Below are 17096 nucleotides of genomic sequence, written 5' to 3'. Positions count from 1 at the left end.
GTATTGGTTGAATGGGGTTACATATCGATTACGGCCCAAATGAGAATATTCCTAACATATTGATAAACAAGACGAAAGAACGACATCAATGCAGAAAAGACCCGCAGATTATGATGCGAATTAACCAGACACCACACTAGCCATGGCTGACGCGACCGACACCCTGAGCAAGCTCCCGCCCCAGAACCTGGAGGCGGAGGCGTCCATCCTGGGCGGTGTGCTGCTGGACAACGAGGCCATCAACGCCGTCATCGAGCTGGTCAATCCCGACGACCTCTACCGGGAATCGCACCGCAAGATCTTCCGCGCCATGGTGGTGTTGTGGGACCACAACGAGCCGGTGGACCTCATCACCCTGAGCGACCAACTGAAGAGCATGGGCGAGCTGGAAGCCGCCGGGGGCTCCGCCTATCTCGCGGAGCTCGCAAGCCACGTGCCCACCGCCGCCAACATCGCCTACTACGCGCGCATCGTCCGGGAAAAGGCCATCCTGCGCCACCTGATCCGCACCTCCACCGACATCGCCACCCGCGGGCTGGAAGAGCGCGGCGACGTCGACGTGTTCCTGGACGACGCGGAGCGCGCCATCTTCGACATATCGGAAAAGCGCATCAACGCGTCCTTCGTCCGCATCGGCGACGTGATGACCGACACCATCAAGCGGGTGGACGAACTCTACCACCGCAAGGAGCTGGTCACGGGCGTGGGCACGGGCTACGCGGACCTCGATCGGCTCACCGCGGGTTTTCAGCCGTCGGACCTGCTCATCGTCGCCGGCCGCCCGGGCATGGGCAAGACGGCCTTCGCCCTCAACATCGCCGTCAACGCGGCGCTCAAGGACATCGGCGTGGCCGTCTTCTCGCTGGAGATGGCCATGGAGCAACTCGTCCTGCGGATGCTCTGTGCGGAGGCGCGCGTGGACAACTCCCGGCTGCGCACCGGTTACCTCAGGGAGCATGAGTTTCCCGCCCTGGTGCAGGCGGCCGGGAGGCTGGCGGAGGCGCCGGTGTACATCGACGATACGCCGGCGGTCACGGTGCTGGAAGTGCGCGCCAAGACGCGGCGGCTGCTGCGCGACCGCAGCCGGAAGATCGGCCTGGTGGTCATCGACTACCTGCAGCTCATGCGCGGGCACCGCGACTCGCCGAACCGCGAGCAGGAGATCTCGGAGATATCGCGTTCACTCAAGGCCCTGGCCAAGGAACTGAACGTCCCCGTCATCGCCATCTCCCAGCTCAACCGCCGGGTGGAGGAACGCGGCGACAAGCGCCCGGTGATGGCGGACTTGCGCGAGTCCGGCGCCATCGAGCAGGACGCCGACGTGATCATGTTCGTGTACCGCGAGGACGCTTACGAGAAGGACCGGACGAAGCACACGGGCGTCGCCCAGATTATCATCGAAAAGCAGCGCAACGGCCCGGTGGGGACCGTGAAGCTCACCTTCCTCAACGAATATACGCGGTTCGAGGACTACTCGGGGCGCGACGACGAGCAGTACCCCGACGCCCAGGAATACTAGCCCGCGCGCACCTTCCCTTCAGACTCGTCCCAGGATCTCCTTCACCCGCGCGGCGACGTCCTCTCCACGGGTCAGGTAGCTGATCATGGCGGCGGCGTCGGCGCCGCTCTCCCACGTCTGCGCCACGTTCTCGCCGGTGATGCCGCCGATGGCGACGATGGGAAGGCGCACCCGGTTCCTCACCGACCGAAGCATGGCGGGGCCGCGGGAGGCGTAGCCGGTTTCCTTGGTGCGGGTCGGGAACATGGGACCGAAGCCGATGTAGTCGGCGCCGCCGCGCTCGGCCTCCTCGGCCTGCTCCACGCTGTGGGTGGAGATGCCGATCAAGCGGTCGCCCATGAGCGGCCGGGCGGCCTCCAGCGGCAGGTCGTCCTGTCCCAGGTGCACGCCGTCGGCGCGCGCGGCCAAGGCGATGTCCACGCGGTCGTTGACGATGAACAGGCATCCCGCCCGCTCGGTGCGTTCGCGGGCGTCGAGGGCCATGCGCAGGAACTCGCCGGCGGCGCCGTCCTTCACCCGCAACTGGAGCACCGAGGCGCCCCCCGCGAGCATGGCTTCGACCACTTCCGCCAACGGGCGGCCGCCGGTCTGGGACGTGTCCACGATGGCGTAGAGCCGTGACGGCAGCGCGGTCATGGTTCCCTCTTCACGGTGATGCCCAGGTCGGTGATCTTCTTTCGCAGCGTGTTGCGGTTGATGCCGAGCATCTGTGCGGCGCGGATCTGGTTGCCGCGGGTGGCCTTGAGGGTCATCTCGATCAACGGACGCTCCACGTGCCCCATGATCGTCGCGTGCAGCTTCTCCACGTGCGCGTCGCGCGTGCGTCTGAAGTACTCTTCCAGCCGTCCGCGGATGATCTCTTCCAGCGACAGGCTGTCGTAGTCCGGCGTCCTGGCCTGCCGGTTCGACAGCGTGAAGTCCCGCGTCGACAGGATCGGCCCCGGGGAGAGCACGGCCGCGCGGATGAGCACGTTCTCCAGCTCCCGGACGTTGCCCGGCCAGTCGTACTGCTGGAGCTCCTTGAGCGCGTCCGCGGACACCCCCGATGCGTGCGTGCCCATGTCGCTGTTCACCTTGGCGATGAAGAAGTCGATCAGCGCCGGCAGGTCGCTGCGCCGGTCCCGCAGGGGCGGGATCTCGATGGGGATGACCTTGAGGCGGAAGTAGAGATCGTCCCGGAAACGCTCTTCGTGGACGGCCTTCTCCAGGTCCCGGTTGGTGGCCGCCAGCAGCCGGGTGTCCGACCGCAGCATGTCCTTGCCGCCGACGCGCCGGTAGAAACCGTCCTGCAGCACGCGCAGGAGCTTGGTCTGCAGTTCCAGCGGGAGTTCGCCGATCTCGTCGAGGAAGAGCGTCCCCTCGTGGGCCAGCTCGAAGGTGCCCAGGCGCCTTTCCAGGGCGCCGGTGAACGCGCCCTTCTCGTGTCCGAACAGCTCGGACTCCAGCAGGTCGCGCGGGATCGCCGCGCAGTTCACCGGTACGAAGGGCTTGTTCCAGCGGGCGGAGTTGTAGTGGATGGTCTTGGCGACGAGTTCCTTGCCCGTGCCGCTCTCTCCCTCGATCAGGATGGTGGTGTCGGTCCCGGCCACCTGCCCGATGGTCTTGAAGACCTGCTGCATGGCCGCGCTGGTGCCGATCATGTTGACGCCGGGCTCGTACTTCTTCTTGACTTCCTCCTTGAGATCGCTCAGCTCGCGGCTCAGCCGGCGCCGCTCCATGGCGCGTTCCAGCACCACCATCAGGACGTCCAGGTCGAACGGCTTGGTGAGGTAGTCGAAGGCGCCCGCCTTCATGGCGTCGATGGCGTTGCGCATGGTGTTCTGCGCGGTCATGACGATGACGGGCGTCTGCAGGCCGGCCTCCCGGGCGGCATCCAGGAGTGTCAGCCCCTCCATGTCCGGGAGGTGGATGTCCACCAGGGCGGCATCGAAGGCGGACTCGTCCAGCAGCCGCCGCGCCTCTTGTCCGGTGGCGCAGGCCGCCACCCAGTAACCCTGCCTCTCCAGCGCCTTGCGCAGCACGCGGCTCAGGGATTCCTCGTCTTCCACCAGCAGGATGCGGCCCAGTTCCATGGCATTCAATCCTGTTGCGCGGGCAGCGAGACCTTGAACACCGACCCCTCGCCCACCCGGCTCTCCACGCCCAAGCGGCCGCCGTGCTCCTTGACGGTGGTGTCGCAAATGGCCAGTCCCAGACCGGTGCCGCGGCGCTTGCGCGTGAAGAAAGGCGAGAAGACGTGGGGCAGGTCCGCCTCGTCGATGCCGGTGCCCTGGTCGCTGATGTCCACCCTGACGAACTTGGTGCTGGCCGCTTGTCCCGTGCGCATCAGGAACTCCGTCTCCATGTGCGTGGCCACCGTCAGGCAGCCGCCGGCGTTCATGGCCTGCAGCGCGTTCTTCACGAGGTTCAGGAAGACCTGGATAAGCCGGTCCCGGTCGCCCGCCACCGGCGGCAGGCTGGGGTCGAAGGAGCGCTGGACGCTGACCCCGGCGGCGGTCGCGGCGGGTGCTTCCAGCCGCAGCACGTGCTCCAGCAGCTCGTGCACGTTCAGCGGTTCCAGGTGCAGACCCGCGGGCCGCGCGAGGTCGAGAAGCTGATCCAGCAGTTGATTGACGCGCTCCACTTCCCGGATCATGATGTCGGTGTTTTCCACGAGCGACGCGTCGTGCGCCACCTCGGCGCGGATCAGTTGCGCCGCGCCCTTGATCCCGCCAAGCGGGTTCTTGACCTCGTGGGCCAGGGCGGCGGCCACCTTGCCCAGCAGGGCGAGCCGGTCCGATCGCCTGAGGTCCTCCTCCATCGCCTGCCTCAGGGTGCGGTCGCGCAGCAGCAGCACGCTGCCGGAGACCTGTCCGCGACGGTCCCTGAGCGGCGATACGAGAGCGCTCACCGGCACCTTCCCGCGCCGCGGCTTGACGAAGTCGGTTTCCGCACGGCTGGTGCCTTCTTCGGGCCCGAGGCTGTTGTCGATCATGTTCACGAGCCACCCGTTGGCGCGGAAAAGGTCGCGCGCGTCGCGCGCCAGCAGGCTGCGCGCGGAGCGTCCCGTGAGGGTCTCGGCCGCCTGGTTGACGAACGATACGGCGCGCGCGCAATCCACGACCATCACGGCGTCCTCGAGGCTGGTGAGCACATCCTGCCACGAGACCTCTGCCGTCAGGTCACCGGCATGGGGCGCGGTGGGCATGAGCCGAGAATTCTGCATGGACGGTTTCAGACAGGGGATGATAACCGGAGTCCGGGCGGGTTTCAAACCGCTCACGCGCGCATCCGGCCATGGGGCGAACGATAATCCTGGCTTGCATTCGGCCGTGTCAGTGTGTACAAGTTGAACATCGGTGGGCAGCTTGCCCGCTTTTTTATTTGCGGCGATTGTTTGGGTGCCGATGACGACGCGCGAGACATTGGAGCGCCTCTGGGAGTTCGTCGAGCCGCTGGCCGCCGACCAGGGTCTGGAGGTAGTGGAGATCGAGTTGAGGCATGAAGGGAGAGCGGGGCGCGTGCTGCGGGTCTACCTCGACTTGGTGGAGAAACAGGACGAGACGGAGGCACCCGGCCTCGACGAGCTGAGCCGGGTGAGCCGCGAGCTCAGCGACCTGCTGGACGTCTACGACGTCGTGGAGGGCGCGTACACGCTGGAGATATCGTCCCCCGGTGTCAATCGTCCCCTGCGCAAGCCCGAACATTTCGCGCGCTTCGTGGGACAAAGGGTCCGGCTCCAGACCGAGGAGATGATCGGCGGCCGGAAAAAGTTTCTGGGACCGCTGCACGGCGCCGCCGGGGACGGCGTCGTGGTGCTGCAGGACGGGCGGGAGGTCTTTATTCCGTTCGGCCTGATCGTCAAGGCGAACGTCGAGTACGAGTGGGTGTCAACCTGACGCAGCCCCGACTGGGGGAGAATGATGCAGCAGGATCTAAACCGGGTCATCGAACAGGTAACCAAGGAAAAGGGCATCGACAGGGAGATCCTCGTCGATGCCATCGAGTCGGCCATGGTGTCGGCGGCCAAGAAGACGTTCGGGGCCGATCGCACCTTCGAGGCTCAGTACAACCCCGACATCGGTGAGATCGAACTGTTCGAGGCCAAGATCGTGGTGGACGACGTCGCCGACCCCGAAACCGAAATCGAACTGGATGAAGCGCGCGAGTCGCTGGATCCGGACGTGGAGCTGGGCGATGAACTGCTGATGAAGATCGACTCCCAGGTGTTCGGCCGGATCGCGGCGCAGGCGGCCAAGCAGAACATCGTCCAACGGGTGCGGGACGTCGAACGCGAGATCATCTACAACGAGTTCAAGGACCGTCAAGGCGAGTTGGTGCACGGCATCGTGCAGCGCTTCGAGAAGAACAACCTGATCGTCAATCTCGGCAGGACCAACGCGATCTTGCCGGAGAAGGAACAGGTGCCGCGCGAGCGCTACCGGCAGGGCGACCGCATCCGCGCCTATATCGTGAGCGTCGAGATGACCAGCCGCGGCCCCCAGATTGTCCTTTCGCGCACTCACCCGGGTATGCTCATCAAGCTGTTCGAGCAGGAAGTACCCGAGATTTACGAAGGCATCGTCGAGGTCAAGGGCGCGGCGCGAGAGCCGGGCGGACGCGCGAAGATCGCCGTGGTCTCCAACGATGCGGACGTGGACCCGGTGGGCGCGTGCGTGGGCATGAAGGGGACCCGGGTGCAGTCGGTGGTGCAGGAGCTGCGCGGCGAGAAGATCGACATCGTGCACTGGATTCCGGAGCAGGCCGAGTACGTCTGCCGGGCGCTCGCTCCCGCCAAGGTTACCAAGATCTTCCTCGACGACGACGCCCACAGCATGGAGGTGATCGTCCCGGACGAGCAGCTCTCACTGGCCATCGGACGAAAGGGCCAGAACGTCCGGCTGGCTTCCCGGCTCACCGGGTGGGGCATCGACGCGCGCAGCGAGTCGGAGGCGGAAGAGGAAAGCCGGCAGGCGCGGCAGTCGCTGTCGGGGGTGCCGGGCATCAGCGAGGTGATGGCGGAGTTGCTCTACCAGTCGGGATTCAAGTCGGCCGAGGACTTGGCGGAGGCCGATTCCTCCACCATCCATGAGATCACCGGCATCGAGCTGGAAAAGGCGGCCGTCATTCTGGAAGCCGGCGCGAGGCACGTGGAGGAACTGCGGGAGCAGGCGGCGCGAGAGGCGGAGGAGGCCGCGCGCGCGGCCGAGGCGGCCGAGGAGACGAGTGAAGAGGAACCCGAGGCGCCCGCGGATGCGGCCGCGGACGGCGAAGGGAAGGGCGAAACGGCGCCGCAGGACGCCGAACCGGCGGAGACGCCGGAGCAGAGGGCCGAACATACGGAATGAGCGCCCGTACGCCGGTGCGGACCTGTCTGGGTTGCGGTCAGCGCGACGCCAAGACCGCCATGCGTCGGGTCGCGATCACGGAGCACGGTTTGGAACCCGAGGAAGTCCGGGGACGAGGAGGCTATCTGCACAACCGCGAGGATTGTTGGCGAGCTTTCCTGAAACGGAAGAGCCTGTACCGGGCTTTTCGTCGCGATCTGCCCCGCGGGGATCGTGAGGATCTGGTGGAAAGGCTTCGCGCTCAATGGGGTGGGAAATGAGCAAACTGAGAGTGCATCAACTGGCCAAGCAGCTCGAAATGGAGCCGAAGGATCTTATCGCCCTGCTCGACAAGATCCGGGTGCGCGGCAAGAAGCCTCAGAGCTCCCTCGACGAAGCCGAGATCGAGGCCGTCAAGGTGGCCATCGCCGCCACGGAGAAACCCAAGGTCACGGTCGGCGAGGAACGCGTGGTGGTGGATCGGACCATCACCGCGGAAGACCAGGACATGGGCGAGGTACAGGCGCACGAGAAGGTAACTGAGCGTCGCGTCCGCGCCAACGTCATCCGGCGTCGCCGAAGCACGGTCGAGCTGGTCACCCGCAAGCCCATTCACCCGGTGGCGCCTCCACCCGAGGAAGAGGAAGCGGCGGCGGACGCCGAGGCAACGCCGGTTCCCGCGGAATTCACCCCCGTCGCCCAGCCAACGATTCCCGCCGCGCGGCCTCCGGAGACGCCGTCCCAACCGGCGGCGTCTCAGGAAGCCGCGATGGGCGAGGCCCAAGAAGGCGCGGCACAGCAAGCGGAGCCGGGCGAGGTCGCCGAACAGATCGTCGCGGAAGCCGCGCCCCCGGTGGATGGTGTCGAGGAGACGCCGGCCTCGCGGGCGGCGGCGCCCGCGGATACGGCGGCCGCCGATGCGGCGGTCACCACCCCTCTCGGGGAGCCGCAGCAGCCGGCACCGGCCGAGGCCGCGGCGACCGGCGCCAACGGCGCGGCCGCGGCCGCGGTGGAGGCGGGCAAGGCCGCTCCGGACAGCGTGCCCCGGCCCGTGGGGCCGCGCATTCTCGGTCGCATCGACCTGAACCGCAAGCCGGCGCCCGCGCCCAAGCCGGCGGTTGCCGCGGGTGACGACAAACGGGGCGAACCCAAGCCGGCGGACTCCGAAGGCCAGGAAAAGGCCGGCAAGGGGGGCAAGGGCAAGAAGCGGGTCATTCGCAAGCAGGAAGTCATCGAGCTCAAGGAACGGGATTTCCGTTCGCCCCGCGGTCGGGTGCTGCGAAAGAAGCGTGCCCTGCCGGGGAAAGAACAGCGCAAGACCGAGATCACCGTGCCCAAGGCCAGCAAGCGAGTGGTGCGCATGGCCGAGGTGGTCACGGTGGGCGACATGGGCCGGTCCATGGGCGTCAAGGCGGGAGAGGTCATCAAGAAGCTGATGGGCCTGGGCATGATGGCCACCATCAACCAGGTGCTCGACTTCGATACGGCGACCCTCGTGGCCAATGAGTTCGACTACCAGGTCGAGAACGTGGCGTTCGACGTGGAGACCGCGCTTCAGGGCCAACATGAGGTAGCGGAGCCCGAAGAGGCGCTGGAGCCGCGGCCGCCGGTGGTCACGATCATGGGACACGTCGATCACGGCAAGACCTCGCTGCTCGACGCCATCCGCAGCACCCACGTCACCGACGCGGAGGCCGGCGGGATCACACAGCACATCGGCGCGTACCACGTCCGGGTGGAAGGGCGGGGCGTGACTTTCCTCGACACCCCCGGACACGAAGCCTTCACCGCCATGCGGGCGCGTGGGGCGAAGGTCACGGACATCGTGGTGCTGGTGGTGGCGGCCGACGACGGCGTCATGCCCCAGACCATCGAGGCGGTGGATCACGCGCGCGCGGCCGAGGTGCCGATCATCGTGGCGGTGAACAAGATCGACCGTCCCGACGCCGACCCCGAGCGGGTGCAGCGCGGCCTCTCCGACCACGGTCTGGTGCCCGAGAGCTGGGGCGGAGACACGATCTTCGTGCCGGTGTCCGCCGTAACCCGTGAAGGGATCCCGAGCCTGCTGGAGATGCTGTTGCTCCAGGCGGACCTGCTGGAGTTCAAGGCCAACCCCAACAAGCTGGCGCGGGGCGCCGTGGTGGAGGCCAAGCTGGAGCGGGGGCGCGGTCCGGTTTCCACGGTGTTGGTGCAGGAAGGGACTCTGAAGGTGGGCGATCCCATCTTCGCCGGACCCCATCACGGCAAGGTTCGCGCCATGATCGACGACCAGGGACGGAAGGTGGACCAGGCGACGCCGTCCATCCCGGTGGAGATCCTCGGACTGCAGGGCGTGCCGCAGGCCGGCGAGGCGTTCTCGGCCCTCACGGACGAGGCCACGGCCCGGCAGTTGGCCGAATACCGGGAAGATCAGCAGCGCGAGGCGGAGCTGGCCAAGACCAGCAAGGTCTCCCTGGAGGAGTTCTACGACCAGATCAGGGCGAGCGAGGTCAAGGAACTGCGCGTGGTGCTCAAGGGCGACGTCCACGGTTCGGTGGAAGCCCTCGGCGATGCGCTCACCCGGATATCCACGGACGAAGTCAAGATCCGCGCAATACACGGGTCGGTGGGCGGCATCACCGAAAGCGACGTGTTGCTGGCCAGTGCATCCAACGCCATCGTCATCGGTTTCAATGTCCGGCCCGAGCCCAAGGCCACGGGCCTGGCGGTACAGCAGGGAGTGGACTTGCGCCTCTACACCATCATCTACGAGGTGCTCGACGACATTCGCTCGGCCATGGAAGGGATGCTGGAGCCGGTGTACCGCGAGGAGTTCCACGCGCGCATACAGGTTCGCGAAGTGTTCAACATCCGCGGTGTCGGCACCATTGCGGGCTGCGCGGTTAGCGACGGCAAGATCCAGCGTTCCAGCATGATCCGTCTCCTGCGCGACCAGGTGGTGGTGCACGAGGGTCGGCTGGCAAGCCTCAAACGCTTCAAGGACGACGTGCGCGAAGTGGGCACGGGTTACGAATGCGGCATCGCCATCGACGGTTACCATGACGTCAAGGTCGGCGACGTTATCGAAGGTTTCGAGAAGATCCCTGTCACTCGCGCGCAATTGCGGGCCGATGGCGGTGGCGCCGCCCAGCTTTCCGCGGACCGGTAGCTCGGCACGGCGAAGTGGCTGAGAGGCCGGCGGCATGGTGATCGGCGTCCTCAAGCTGGTGCTGATCCTGCCGGAGAACCATTCCCTCAAGGGGAAACGCTCCGTGCTGCGCAAGATTCAAGCGCGCGTCTCCAACCGGTTCAATGTTTCCACGACGGAGTGCGGCGACCAGGACCTGTGGCAGCGGGCGTTGCTGGGATTCGCGGCCGCGGGCAGCAATCCGCGAATCGTGGAAGCCACGCTTCGTGAAGTGATGGAGTTTGTGCACCGCATGGGTCTGGCGGAACTGGGCGAGTCGGAACTCCGCGTACTGCACGAATAGGCGGGGACGCTCCAGCCACGGCACTTCCGGCAGAACCGATACGAATACGTCATTCCCGCGGAAGCGGGAATCCAGGTGGGGAGCGGGGGAGTGGCTAGAAATCGTCAAAACACAGGCATTCCGCGTTCGCAGCGCGTAGGCGACTTGCTGATCGAGTTCGTTTCACGGCTGTTGTCGCGCTCGCTTAACGATCCGCGGCTCGCTTCGGTGACGCTGACCGGGACGGACGTGCGTCCCGACCTCAAGCACGCCACTCTCTACTTCACGGTGCGCGACGGTGAAGCTTCCGGGAACGACGCGCTTCTGGGCCTGCGCGCGGCCACGGGGTTCATCCGAAATCGGATCGCCGCCGACCTCGATCTGCGCTTCGTACCCGACCTCGAGTTCGTCCATGACGAGGCCCCGGACCGTGCCCGGCGCATCGAGGACCTTCTCGGCCAGGTCCGGTCCAAGGCCTGATCGGCAGAACTCCACGAGACAACATGCATCTGGTCACGAGCGGCATCCTGCTGGTGGACAAGCCGGAGGGCCCATCCTCGGCTCGGGTGGTGGCCACGGCCAAGCGCATCACGGGCGCGCGCAAGGTCGGGCACCTGGGCACGCTGGATCCGTTCGCTTCCGGGCTCCTGCCGCTGGCGGTCAACGAAGGGACCAAGGTCGCGCAGCACTTCCTGGACGCGGACAAGGGTTACACCGGCGCCATCGCGCTCGGCGCCGAGACCGATACACAGGACCGCACCGGCGAGGTGCGGGTGCGGCGCGACGTCCCGCGGCTGGGTCGGCCGGAACTCGAGGCACTGCGCCGGGAGTTCAGTGGCAGCCTGCGCCAGGTACCGCCCATGTATTCGGCGCTCAGGCAGGACGGAACCCGGCTCTACGAACTCGCGCGCAAGGGCGTCGAAGTGGGACGGGAGGCGCGCGACATCCGGGTGGAGATCACGCGTCTGGAGCAAGCGGCGCCGGCGGAACTGGAGTTCGATCTGACCTGTTCCAAGGGCACCTACGTGCGCACCCTGGCCGCCGACATCGGCAGCGCCCTGGGTTGCGGCGGCCACCTGAGCCGCCTGCGGCGGGTGACGTCCGGTCCGTTTCACATCGGCGACGCCGTCACGCTGGACGCTCTGACGGAGCTTTCGGATGCCGGTGCCGTCCCGCTGGTGCCGCTGAACCAGGCCTTGGGCCACCTGCGCGGCGCCGTCGTGGACGGGGCCGCGGCCGACGGGCTCAGGCGCGGTCTCCAGGGCGCCCTGGCCGGCATCGGGATGCCCGACCCCGGCGAGACCACCCGCCGGGTGGTGGATCAGGACGGCGAACTCGTGGCGCTGATCGGCTGGGAAGCGATGGTGCGAAGGTGGCAGATCCTGCGGGTCCTCAACCGCTCCGGATGAGCGCGGCCGCCGTCCGGCGCGGCTTTTGCAAGTGCGCGGCCGGTATGCTAAAAAGCAAATCAAATCAAAAGACAGGAGAAAGAAAAGGGTACAGATGGAATCAGCTCGGGAGCAGACCAGCGAGACGATCAGGCAATTCAGACTCCACGATTCGGACACCGGTTCGCCTGAAGTGCAGGTGGCGATTCACAGCCACCGCATCACCTACCTGACAGAGCATCTGAGAACACACAAGAAGGACCATCACACGCGGATGGGCCTGCTCAGGCTCGTCGGCAAAAGGCGGCGGCTTCTGGATTATCTCAAGAAACAGGATGTTCAGAGGTACCAGACCTTGATCCAGCGGCTGGGTATCCGTCGATAGGTACCCGGCCGTTGTCGTCCCTTCCCGCGTTCTTCTCTTCAGCCTCCACTGCCCCCGAGGGTACACTTATGCAAACAAAGATCGAGTTGGATTATTGCGGTCGACCTCTATGTGTCGACGTCGGCAAGGTCGCCCTGCAGGCCGACGGCGCCGCGTTGGTGCGTTTCGGCGAGACTGTTGTCCTCGCCACCGCCGTGGCGTCCAAGGACATCCGCGAGGAGATCGACTTCTTCCCGCTCACTGTCGATTACCAGGAAAAGACCTTTGCCGCCGGGCGTATTCCCGGCGGTTTTTTCAAGCGCGAGGGACGCCCCTCGGAGAAGGAAATCCTCAACTGCCGCCTCATCGACCGGTCCATCCGGCCGCTGTTCGCCGGCGGTCTCAAGGCGGAGACGCAGATCATCGTCACGGTGCTGTCCGCGGACGGCGAGAACGACACCGACGCGGTTTCCATGTTCGCCGCGTCGCTGGCCATCGAAATATCCGACATCCCGTTCAACGGCCCTCTGGCCGGGGTCCGCGTGGGCCGCATGGACGGCGAGTGGGTCATGAATCCGATCCAGAGCCAGATTGCGGATTGCGACGTCAATATCTTCCTCTCGGGTACCCGGGACGGCATCCTGATGGTGGAGGGGGGCGCGTCGGTCGTGCCCGAGGAGGGCGTGCTGGACGCGCTCTTCCAGGGCCACCAGGCGATCCAGCCGCTCATCGACCTGCAGGAGAAGCTCCGGGAACAGCTCGGCAAGCCCAAGCGGGTGGCTCCCCAGGAAGAGAAGGACGAGACCTTGACCGCCTGGGTACGGGAGCGCGCTCAGGAGAAGGTCAAGGAGGCGGTGTGCATCGCCGACAAGAAGCAGCGCAATTCCCGCGTGGACGAAGTGGGCAGCGAAGTCATGGCCGCGGGCGGGGAAGAGTTTCCCGGGCGCGAACGGGAGATCAAGGGCGCCTTCCGGGCCCTGGAGAAGTCCCAGCTCCGCGACCTGGTGGTGCAGCGCAAGCGCATCGACGGCCGCGGCCTCAAGGACGTGCGCCCCATTACCTGTGACGTGAACCTCCTGCCGCGCACCCACGGCTCGGCCCTCTTCACCCGCGGCGAGACCCAGGCGCTGGTGGTGGCTACCCTCGGCACGTCCTCCGACGCGCAGCGCGTCGACGCCCTCACCGGCGAGCAGTTCAAGAAGTTCATGCTGCATTACAACTTCCCTCCCTACAGCACCGGCGAGGTGAAGTTCCTGCGCAGCCCGGGCCGGCGTGAGATCGGCCACGGCGCGCTGGCCGAACGCGCGCTGGTGCCCGTTCTTCCCGAGGAGGACGCATTCCCCTACACCTTGCGCGTGGTCTCCGAGATCCTCGCATCCAACGGGTCCAGTTCCATGGCGAGCGTCTGCGGCGGCTCCCTGTCGCTCATGGACGCCGGCGTTCCCATCAAGGCGCCGGTGGCGGGTATCGCCATGGGCCTCATCAAGGAAGGCGACGAGGTGCGGGTGCTGACCGACATCCTCGGCGACGAGGACCATCTCGGCGACATGGACTTCAAGGTGGCCGGCACCCGGGAAGGCATCACCGCGCTGCAGATGGACATCAAGATCAGCGGCGTCACCCGCGCGATCATGGAGGAGGCTCTGTACCAGGCGCGGGAAGGCCGCCTTCACATTCTCGACATCATGGACGGCACGCTGGCGGAGACGCGCGACGACGTTTCGCGCCACGCACCGCGCATCACCACCATCAAGGTGCGGCCCGAGAAGATCCGCGACATCATCGGACCGGGAGGCAAGGTCATCCGCGGCATCGTCGAGGCCACGGGCACGAAGATCGACGTGCAGGACGACGGCACCGTCACGGTGGCGTCCAGCGACGAGGCGGGCAGCCGCCGGGCGCTGGACATGATCGAGGGGATCGTCGCCGAGGTGGAGATCGGCCGCATCTACAAGGGCACGGTCCGGCGCGTGATGGACTTCGGCGCGTTCGTCGAGATCCTGCCGGGCACCGACGGACTGGTCCATATCTCGCAGATCGCCGATGACCATGTGCGGCGGGTGCGGGACGTGCTCAACGAGGGCGACGAGCTGCTCGTGAAGGTGCTGGACGTGGACCGGCAGGGCAAGATCCGTCTCAGCCGCAAGGAGGCTCTGAAGGAAGAGCAGACCTCCGACCGGGTGTAGCGGGCGGATCTTCAAGCAAGAGCGGAAATCCAAAACAGATCAGGCGGCGGCGGGCTCCAGGCCCGCCGTGCCCCCATGGCGATGGGATCGCCGAGGGTGTCTCCATCCGATGTTCCAAAAGACGATTCTGGACAACGGCGTCAGGATTCTTACCGAACAGCGCTCCGGGACCCGGGCGGTGAGTCTCGGCATCTGGGTGGAGAACGGCTCCCGCTACGAAGAGCCGCGTCAGGGGGGGTTGTCCCACTTCCTGGAGCACCTGCTGTTCAAGGGCACGAAGACGCGTAGCGCGCAACGGATCGCCGAGGAGATGGACGCCGTCGGCGGGGTGCTCAACGCCTTCACCGGCAAGGAAAACACCTGCTACTACGCCAAGGTGGTGGACGAGCACCTGCCCTTGGCCGTCGACGTCCTGAGCGACCTCTTTCTCGACTCTGTATTCGACCCGGAGGAGATCGAGCGCGAGCGCACCGTGATCCTTCAGGAGATCGCCTCGGCGGACGAGAACCCCGAGGACTTCGTCCACGACCTGTTCAGCCTCGACTACTTCGGCGACCATCCCCTGGGTCGGGCGGTGGGCGGTGAAGTGGATACCGTCTCCGCCTTCACCCGGGACGATCTCGTCGGGTTCATGGCCGAGCGCTATCTGCCCGGCCGGATCATCGTCGCCGGCGCGGGGAATCTCTCGCATGCCGAGCTGGTGGACGCGGTGGGCGGCGCCTTCGGCGCCCTCGAGGCCAAGCCGTTGCAGGCTCCGGCGGCGGCACCGAAGCCCCACTCCGGCGTGTTCCACCACGCGCGCAAGCTCGGGCAGGTGCACATCTGCCTGGGAGTGCCGGCGCTGCCGCACGGCGATCCGCGGAACTACGTGGCGCACGTCTGCAACACGCTGCTCGGGGGCGGTATGAGCTCGCGCCTGTTCCAGGAGATACGCGAGCGGCGCGGCAAGGCCTACTCGGTTTATTCGTTCCTGGCACCCTACCGGGATACCGGCTACCTCGGCGTCTACGTCGGCACCAAGGCGGAGTGGGCGCGGGAAGTCATGGATCTCGCCGTGGACGAGATGGCCAAGGTGGCCGCGGGTCAAGCGACCGAGGAGGAGCTTGGCCGGGCGCGCGAGCAACTCGTCGGGCACACCCTGCTGGGCCTCGAGTCCGCGGACTCGTGGATGACGCATATGACCCGGAGCGAGATGCACCGCGGTACGCAGATTTCCGTGGAGGAGATCACCCGCGCCGTGCGCGATGTCACCCTGGACGCAGTGACCGAACTGGCCCGGGAGCTGTTCACCCCCGGCGCCATGACCGCCACTCTGCTGGGCGACCTGGAAGGTCACAGCGTCGAAGGTGTCCAGTTCGGTGGCACGGCTCTCGAGGCCGTCGCGGTCAATCCCTGAGGAGGGGACCTTTCGAATCGTCATTCCCGCGAAAGCTTGCCCTCGACCCCGATCGGGAGCGGGAATCCAGGGGTGGGGTGAAGATTCAGGGCGCCGTCGCTCGAAGCGATTGCCGGTTGTCATGGCCGACGTCAAGGTCCAGATCAAGCGGGTGAGGGACGGCAAGGCCGCCGTTCCTTTGCCGCGTTACATGACCGAGGGTTCGGCGGGGCTGGATCTGGCCGCCGCGGTGGAAGACGAGGTCGTGCTGGCTCCATTGGAGCGGGCGCTGATACCCACCGGCTTCGCGCTGGCCCTGCCGCCGGGCTTCGAGGCGCAGCTCCGTCCCCGAAGCGGGCTGGCGCTCAAGCACGGCGTCACCCTGGTGAACAGCCCCGGTACCATTGACTCGGACTACCGCGGCGAGGTGCAACTGGCGGTGATCAACCTGGGACGGGAGCCCGCGATCATCCGCCACGGCGACCGTATCGCCCAGATGGTGGTGCAGCGCGTCCCGCGGGTGCGATTGGAAGAGGTGGACGAGCTCCCCGCATCCACCCGTGACGCCGGCGGCTTCGGGCACACCGGCGCACAAGACCCGGGAACACGCAGAACATGATCGACCGCTACACACGCCCCGAGATGGCGCGGATCTGGTCCGAGGAGAACCGCTTCGGCAAGTGGCTGGAGGTGGAGATCCTGGCCACGGAAGCGTTGGCCGAGTTGGGCAAGGTGCCCGGGGACGTGCCCGCGCGCATCCGGCGGAACGCCCGCTTCGACGTCGCGCGCATCCGCGAGATCGAACGCGAGGTGCACCATGAGCTGATCGCGTTCCTGCGCTGCCTCGCCGAGTCCATCGGCGACGACGCCCGCTTCGTGCACGTCGGCATGACCTCTTCCGACGTCATGGACACGGGGTTTTCGCTGCAGCTCAAGGACGCCAGCGCGCTCCTGCTGGAAGACGTGCGCACGTTCATGTCGGTGCTGCGGGAGCAGGCGCATCGCTACAAGGACACGCCCATGATGGGGCGCACCCACGGGATCCACGCCGAACCCATCACCTTCGGCCTCAAGCTGGCCCTGTGGCACGAAGAGATGGGCCGCAACCTGGCGCGTCTGGAGGGCGCCGTCGCCGAGGTGTGCTGCGGCATCGTCTCCGGCGCGGTCGGCACCTACGCGCAGGTGCCCCCGGAGGTGGAGGCGTACGTGTGCAAGGCCGCGGGCCTCACGCCGGACCCGGTGTCCAACCAGATCATCCAGCGCGACCGTCACGCCTACTTCTTCAGTGTCCTGGCCGTGCTCGCCAGCTCCATCGAGAAGTTCGCCGTGGAGATCCGCCACCTCCAGCGCACCGAGGTGCTGGAAGCGGAGGAACCCTTCGCCGCGACCCAGATGGGGTCGTCCGCCATGCCCCACAAGCGCAACCCGATCCTGTCGGAGAACGTTTCCGGCCTGGCGCGGCTGGTGCGTTCGTATTCGGTCTCGGCCCTGGAGAACGTCGCCCTGTGG

At 66.5% G+C, this 17096-nt stretch carries 15 protein-coding genes; 12 read left to right on the top strand and 3 right to left on the bottom strand.

Annotated elements, in window-relative coordinates; translation table 11 throughout:
- Positions 1-142: 142 nt before the first annotated feature.
- Positions 143-1519, top strand: coding sequence for a replicative DNA helicase (gene dnaB, locus OXF11_20950; protein MCY4489557.1), 1377 nt, complete (start codon positions 143-145; stop codon positions 1517-1519).
- A gap of 18 nt (positions 1520-1537) precedes the next feature.
- On the opposite strand, the gene thiE is transcribed toward dnaB, so the two are convergent.
- Genes thiE through OXF11_20935 form a run of 3 tightly spaced genes read right to left on the bottom strand, consistent with a single transcriptional unit; the run spans position 1538 to position 4724 of the window.
- A complete protein-coding gene (gene thiE / locus OXF11_20945) occupies positions 1538-2155 on the bottom strand; it encodes a thiamine phosphate synthase (GenBank protein ID MCY4489556.1) in 618 nt (205 codons plus the stop codon).
- Positions 2152-3591, bottom strand: a complete 1440-nt coding sequence (locus OXF11_20940; GenBank protein MCY4489555.1) for a sigma-54 dependent transcriptional regulator — start codon at positions 3589-3591, stop codon at positions 2152-2154. Before OXF11_20940 ends, thiE begins: the two co-directional genes overlap by 4 nt.
- A gap of 5 nt (positions 3592-3596) precedes the next feature.
- Positions 3597-4724, bottom strand: coding sequence for an ATP-binding protein (locus tag OXF11_20935; protein MCY4489554.1), 1128 nt, complete (start codon positions 4722-4724; stop codon positions 3597-3599).
- Positions 4725-4905: 181 nt separating this feature from the next.
- Here OXF11_20935 and OXF11_20930 point away from each other — a divergent pair, with 181 nt between their 5' ends.
- The 11 genes from OXF11_20930 to purB all read left to right on the top strand — a co-directional run.
- Positions 4906-5397 carry a ribosome maturation factor RimP gene (locus OXF11_20930; GenBank protein MCY4489553.1) on the top strand — a complete coding sequence of 164 codons (492 nt, stop codon included), beginning with the start codon at positions 4906-4908 and terminating at the stop codon, positions 5395-5397.
- 24 nt (positions 5398-5421) lie between these two features.
- Positions 5422-6846, top strand: a complete 1425-nt coding sequence (gene nusA / locus OXF11_20925) for a transcription termination factor NusA (GenBank protein ID MCY4489552.1) — start codon at positions 5422-5424, stop codon at positions 6844-6846.
- Positions 6847-7102: 256 nt separating this feature from the next.
- Positions 7103-9973 (top strand): translation initiation factor IF-2, encoded by a 2871-nt coding sequence (gene infB, locus OXF11_20920; GenBank protein MCY4489551.1) that lies wholly within the window; start codon positions 7103-7105, stop codon positions 9971-9973.
- Between the two features lie 34 nt (positions 9974-10007).
- Complete coding sequence (locus OXF11_20915; protein ID MCY4489550.1) at positions 10008-10295, top strand: DUF503 domain-containing protein; 288 nt, start codon at positions 10008-10010, stop codon at positions 10293-10295.
- 90 nt (positions 10296-10385) lie between these two features.
- Positions 10386-10754: a 30S ribosome-binding factor RbfA gene (rbfA, locus tag OXF11_20910; GenBank protein ID MCY4489549.1), complete on the top strand. Its 369-nt coding sequence runs from the start codon at positions 10386-10388 to the stop codon at positions 10752-10754.
- Between the two features lie 23 nt (positions 10755-10777).
- The gene (gene truB / locus OXF11_20905; GenBank protein MCY4489548.1) at positions 10778-11683 is read left to right on the top strand and encodes a tRNA pseudouridine(55) synthase TruB; all 906 of its coding nucleotides are present in this window, start codon (positions 10778-10780) and stop codon (positions 11681-11683) included.
- 94 nt (positions 11684-11777) lie between these two features.
- Positions 11778-12047: a 30S ribosomal protein S15 gene (gene rpsO, locus OXF11_20900; GenBank protein ID MCY4489547.1), complete on the top strand. Its 270-nt coding sequence runs from the start codon at positions 11778-11780 to the stop codon at positions 12045-12047.
- Between the two features lie 68 nt (positions 12048-12115).
- Entirely contained in the window at positions 12116-14212 is a 2097-nt protein-coding gene (pnp, locus tag OXF11_20895; protein MCY4489546.1) for a polyribonucleotide nucleotidyltransferase, read from the top strand.
- 109 nt (positions 14213-14321) lie between these two features.
- On the top strand, positions 14322-15608 hold the full coding sequence (locus tag OXF11_20890; protein ID MCY4489545.1) for a pitrilysin family protein: 1287 nt from the start codon (positions 14322-14324) through the stop codon (positions 15606-15608).
- A gap of 121 nt (positions 15609-15729) precedes the next feature.
- Entirely contained in the window at positions 15730-16206 is a 477-nt protein-coding gene (gene dut / locus OXF11_20885; protein MCY4489544.1) for a dUTP diphosphatase, read from the top strand.
- A partial coding sequence (gene purB, locus OXF11_20880; GenBank protein ID MCY4489543.1) for an adenylosuccinate lyase occupies positions 16203-17096 on the top strand: 894 nt, incomplete at its 3' end. The genes dut and purB, both read left to right, overlap by 4 nt.

This window comes from Deltaproteobacteria bacterium (assembly GCA_026712905.1).
Classification (GTDB): domain Bacteria; phylum Desulfobacterota; class Binatia; order UBA9968; family JAJDTQ01; genus JAJDTQ01.
This window is presented reverse-complemented; position numbering and strand designations above follow the sequence as displayed.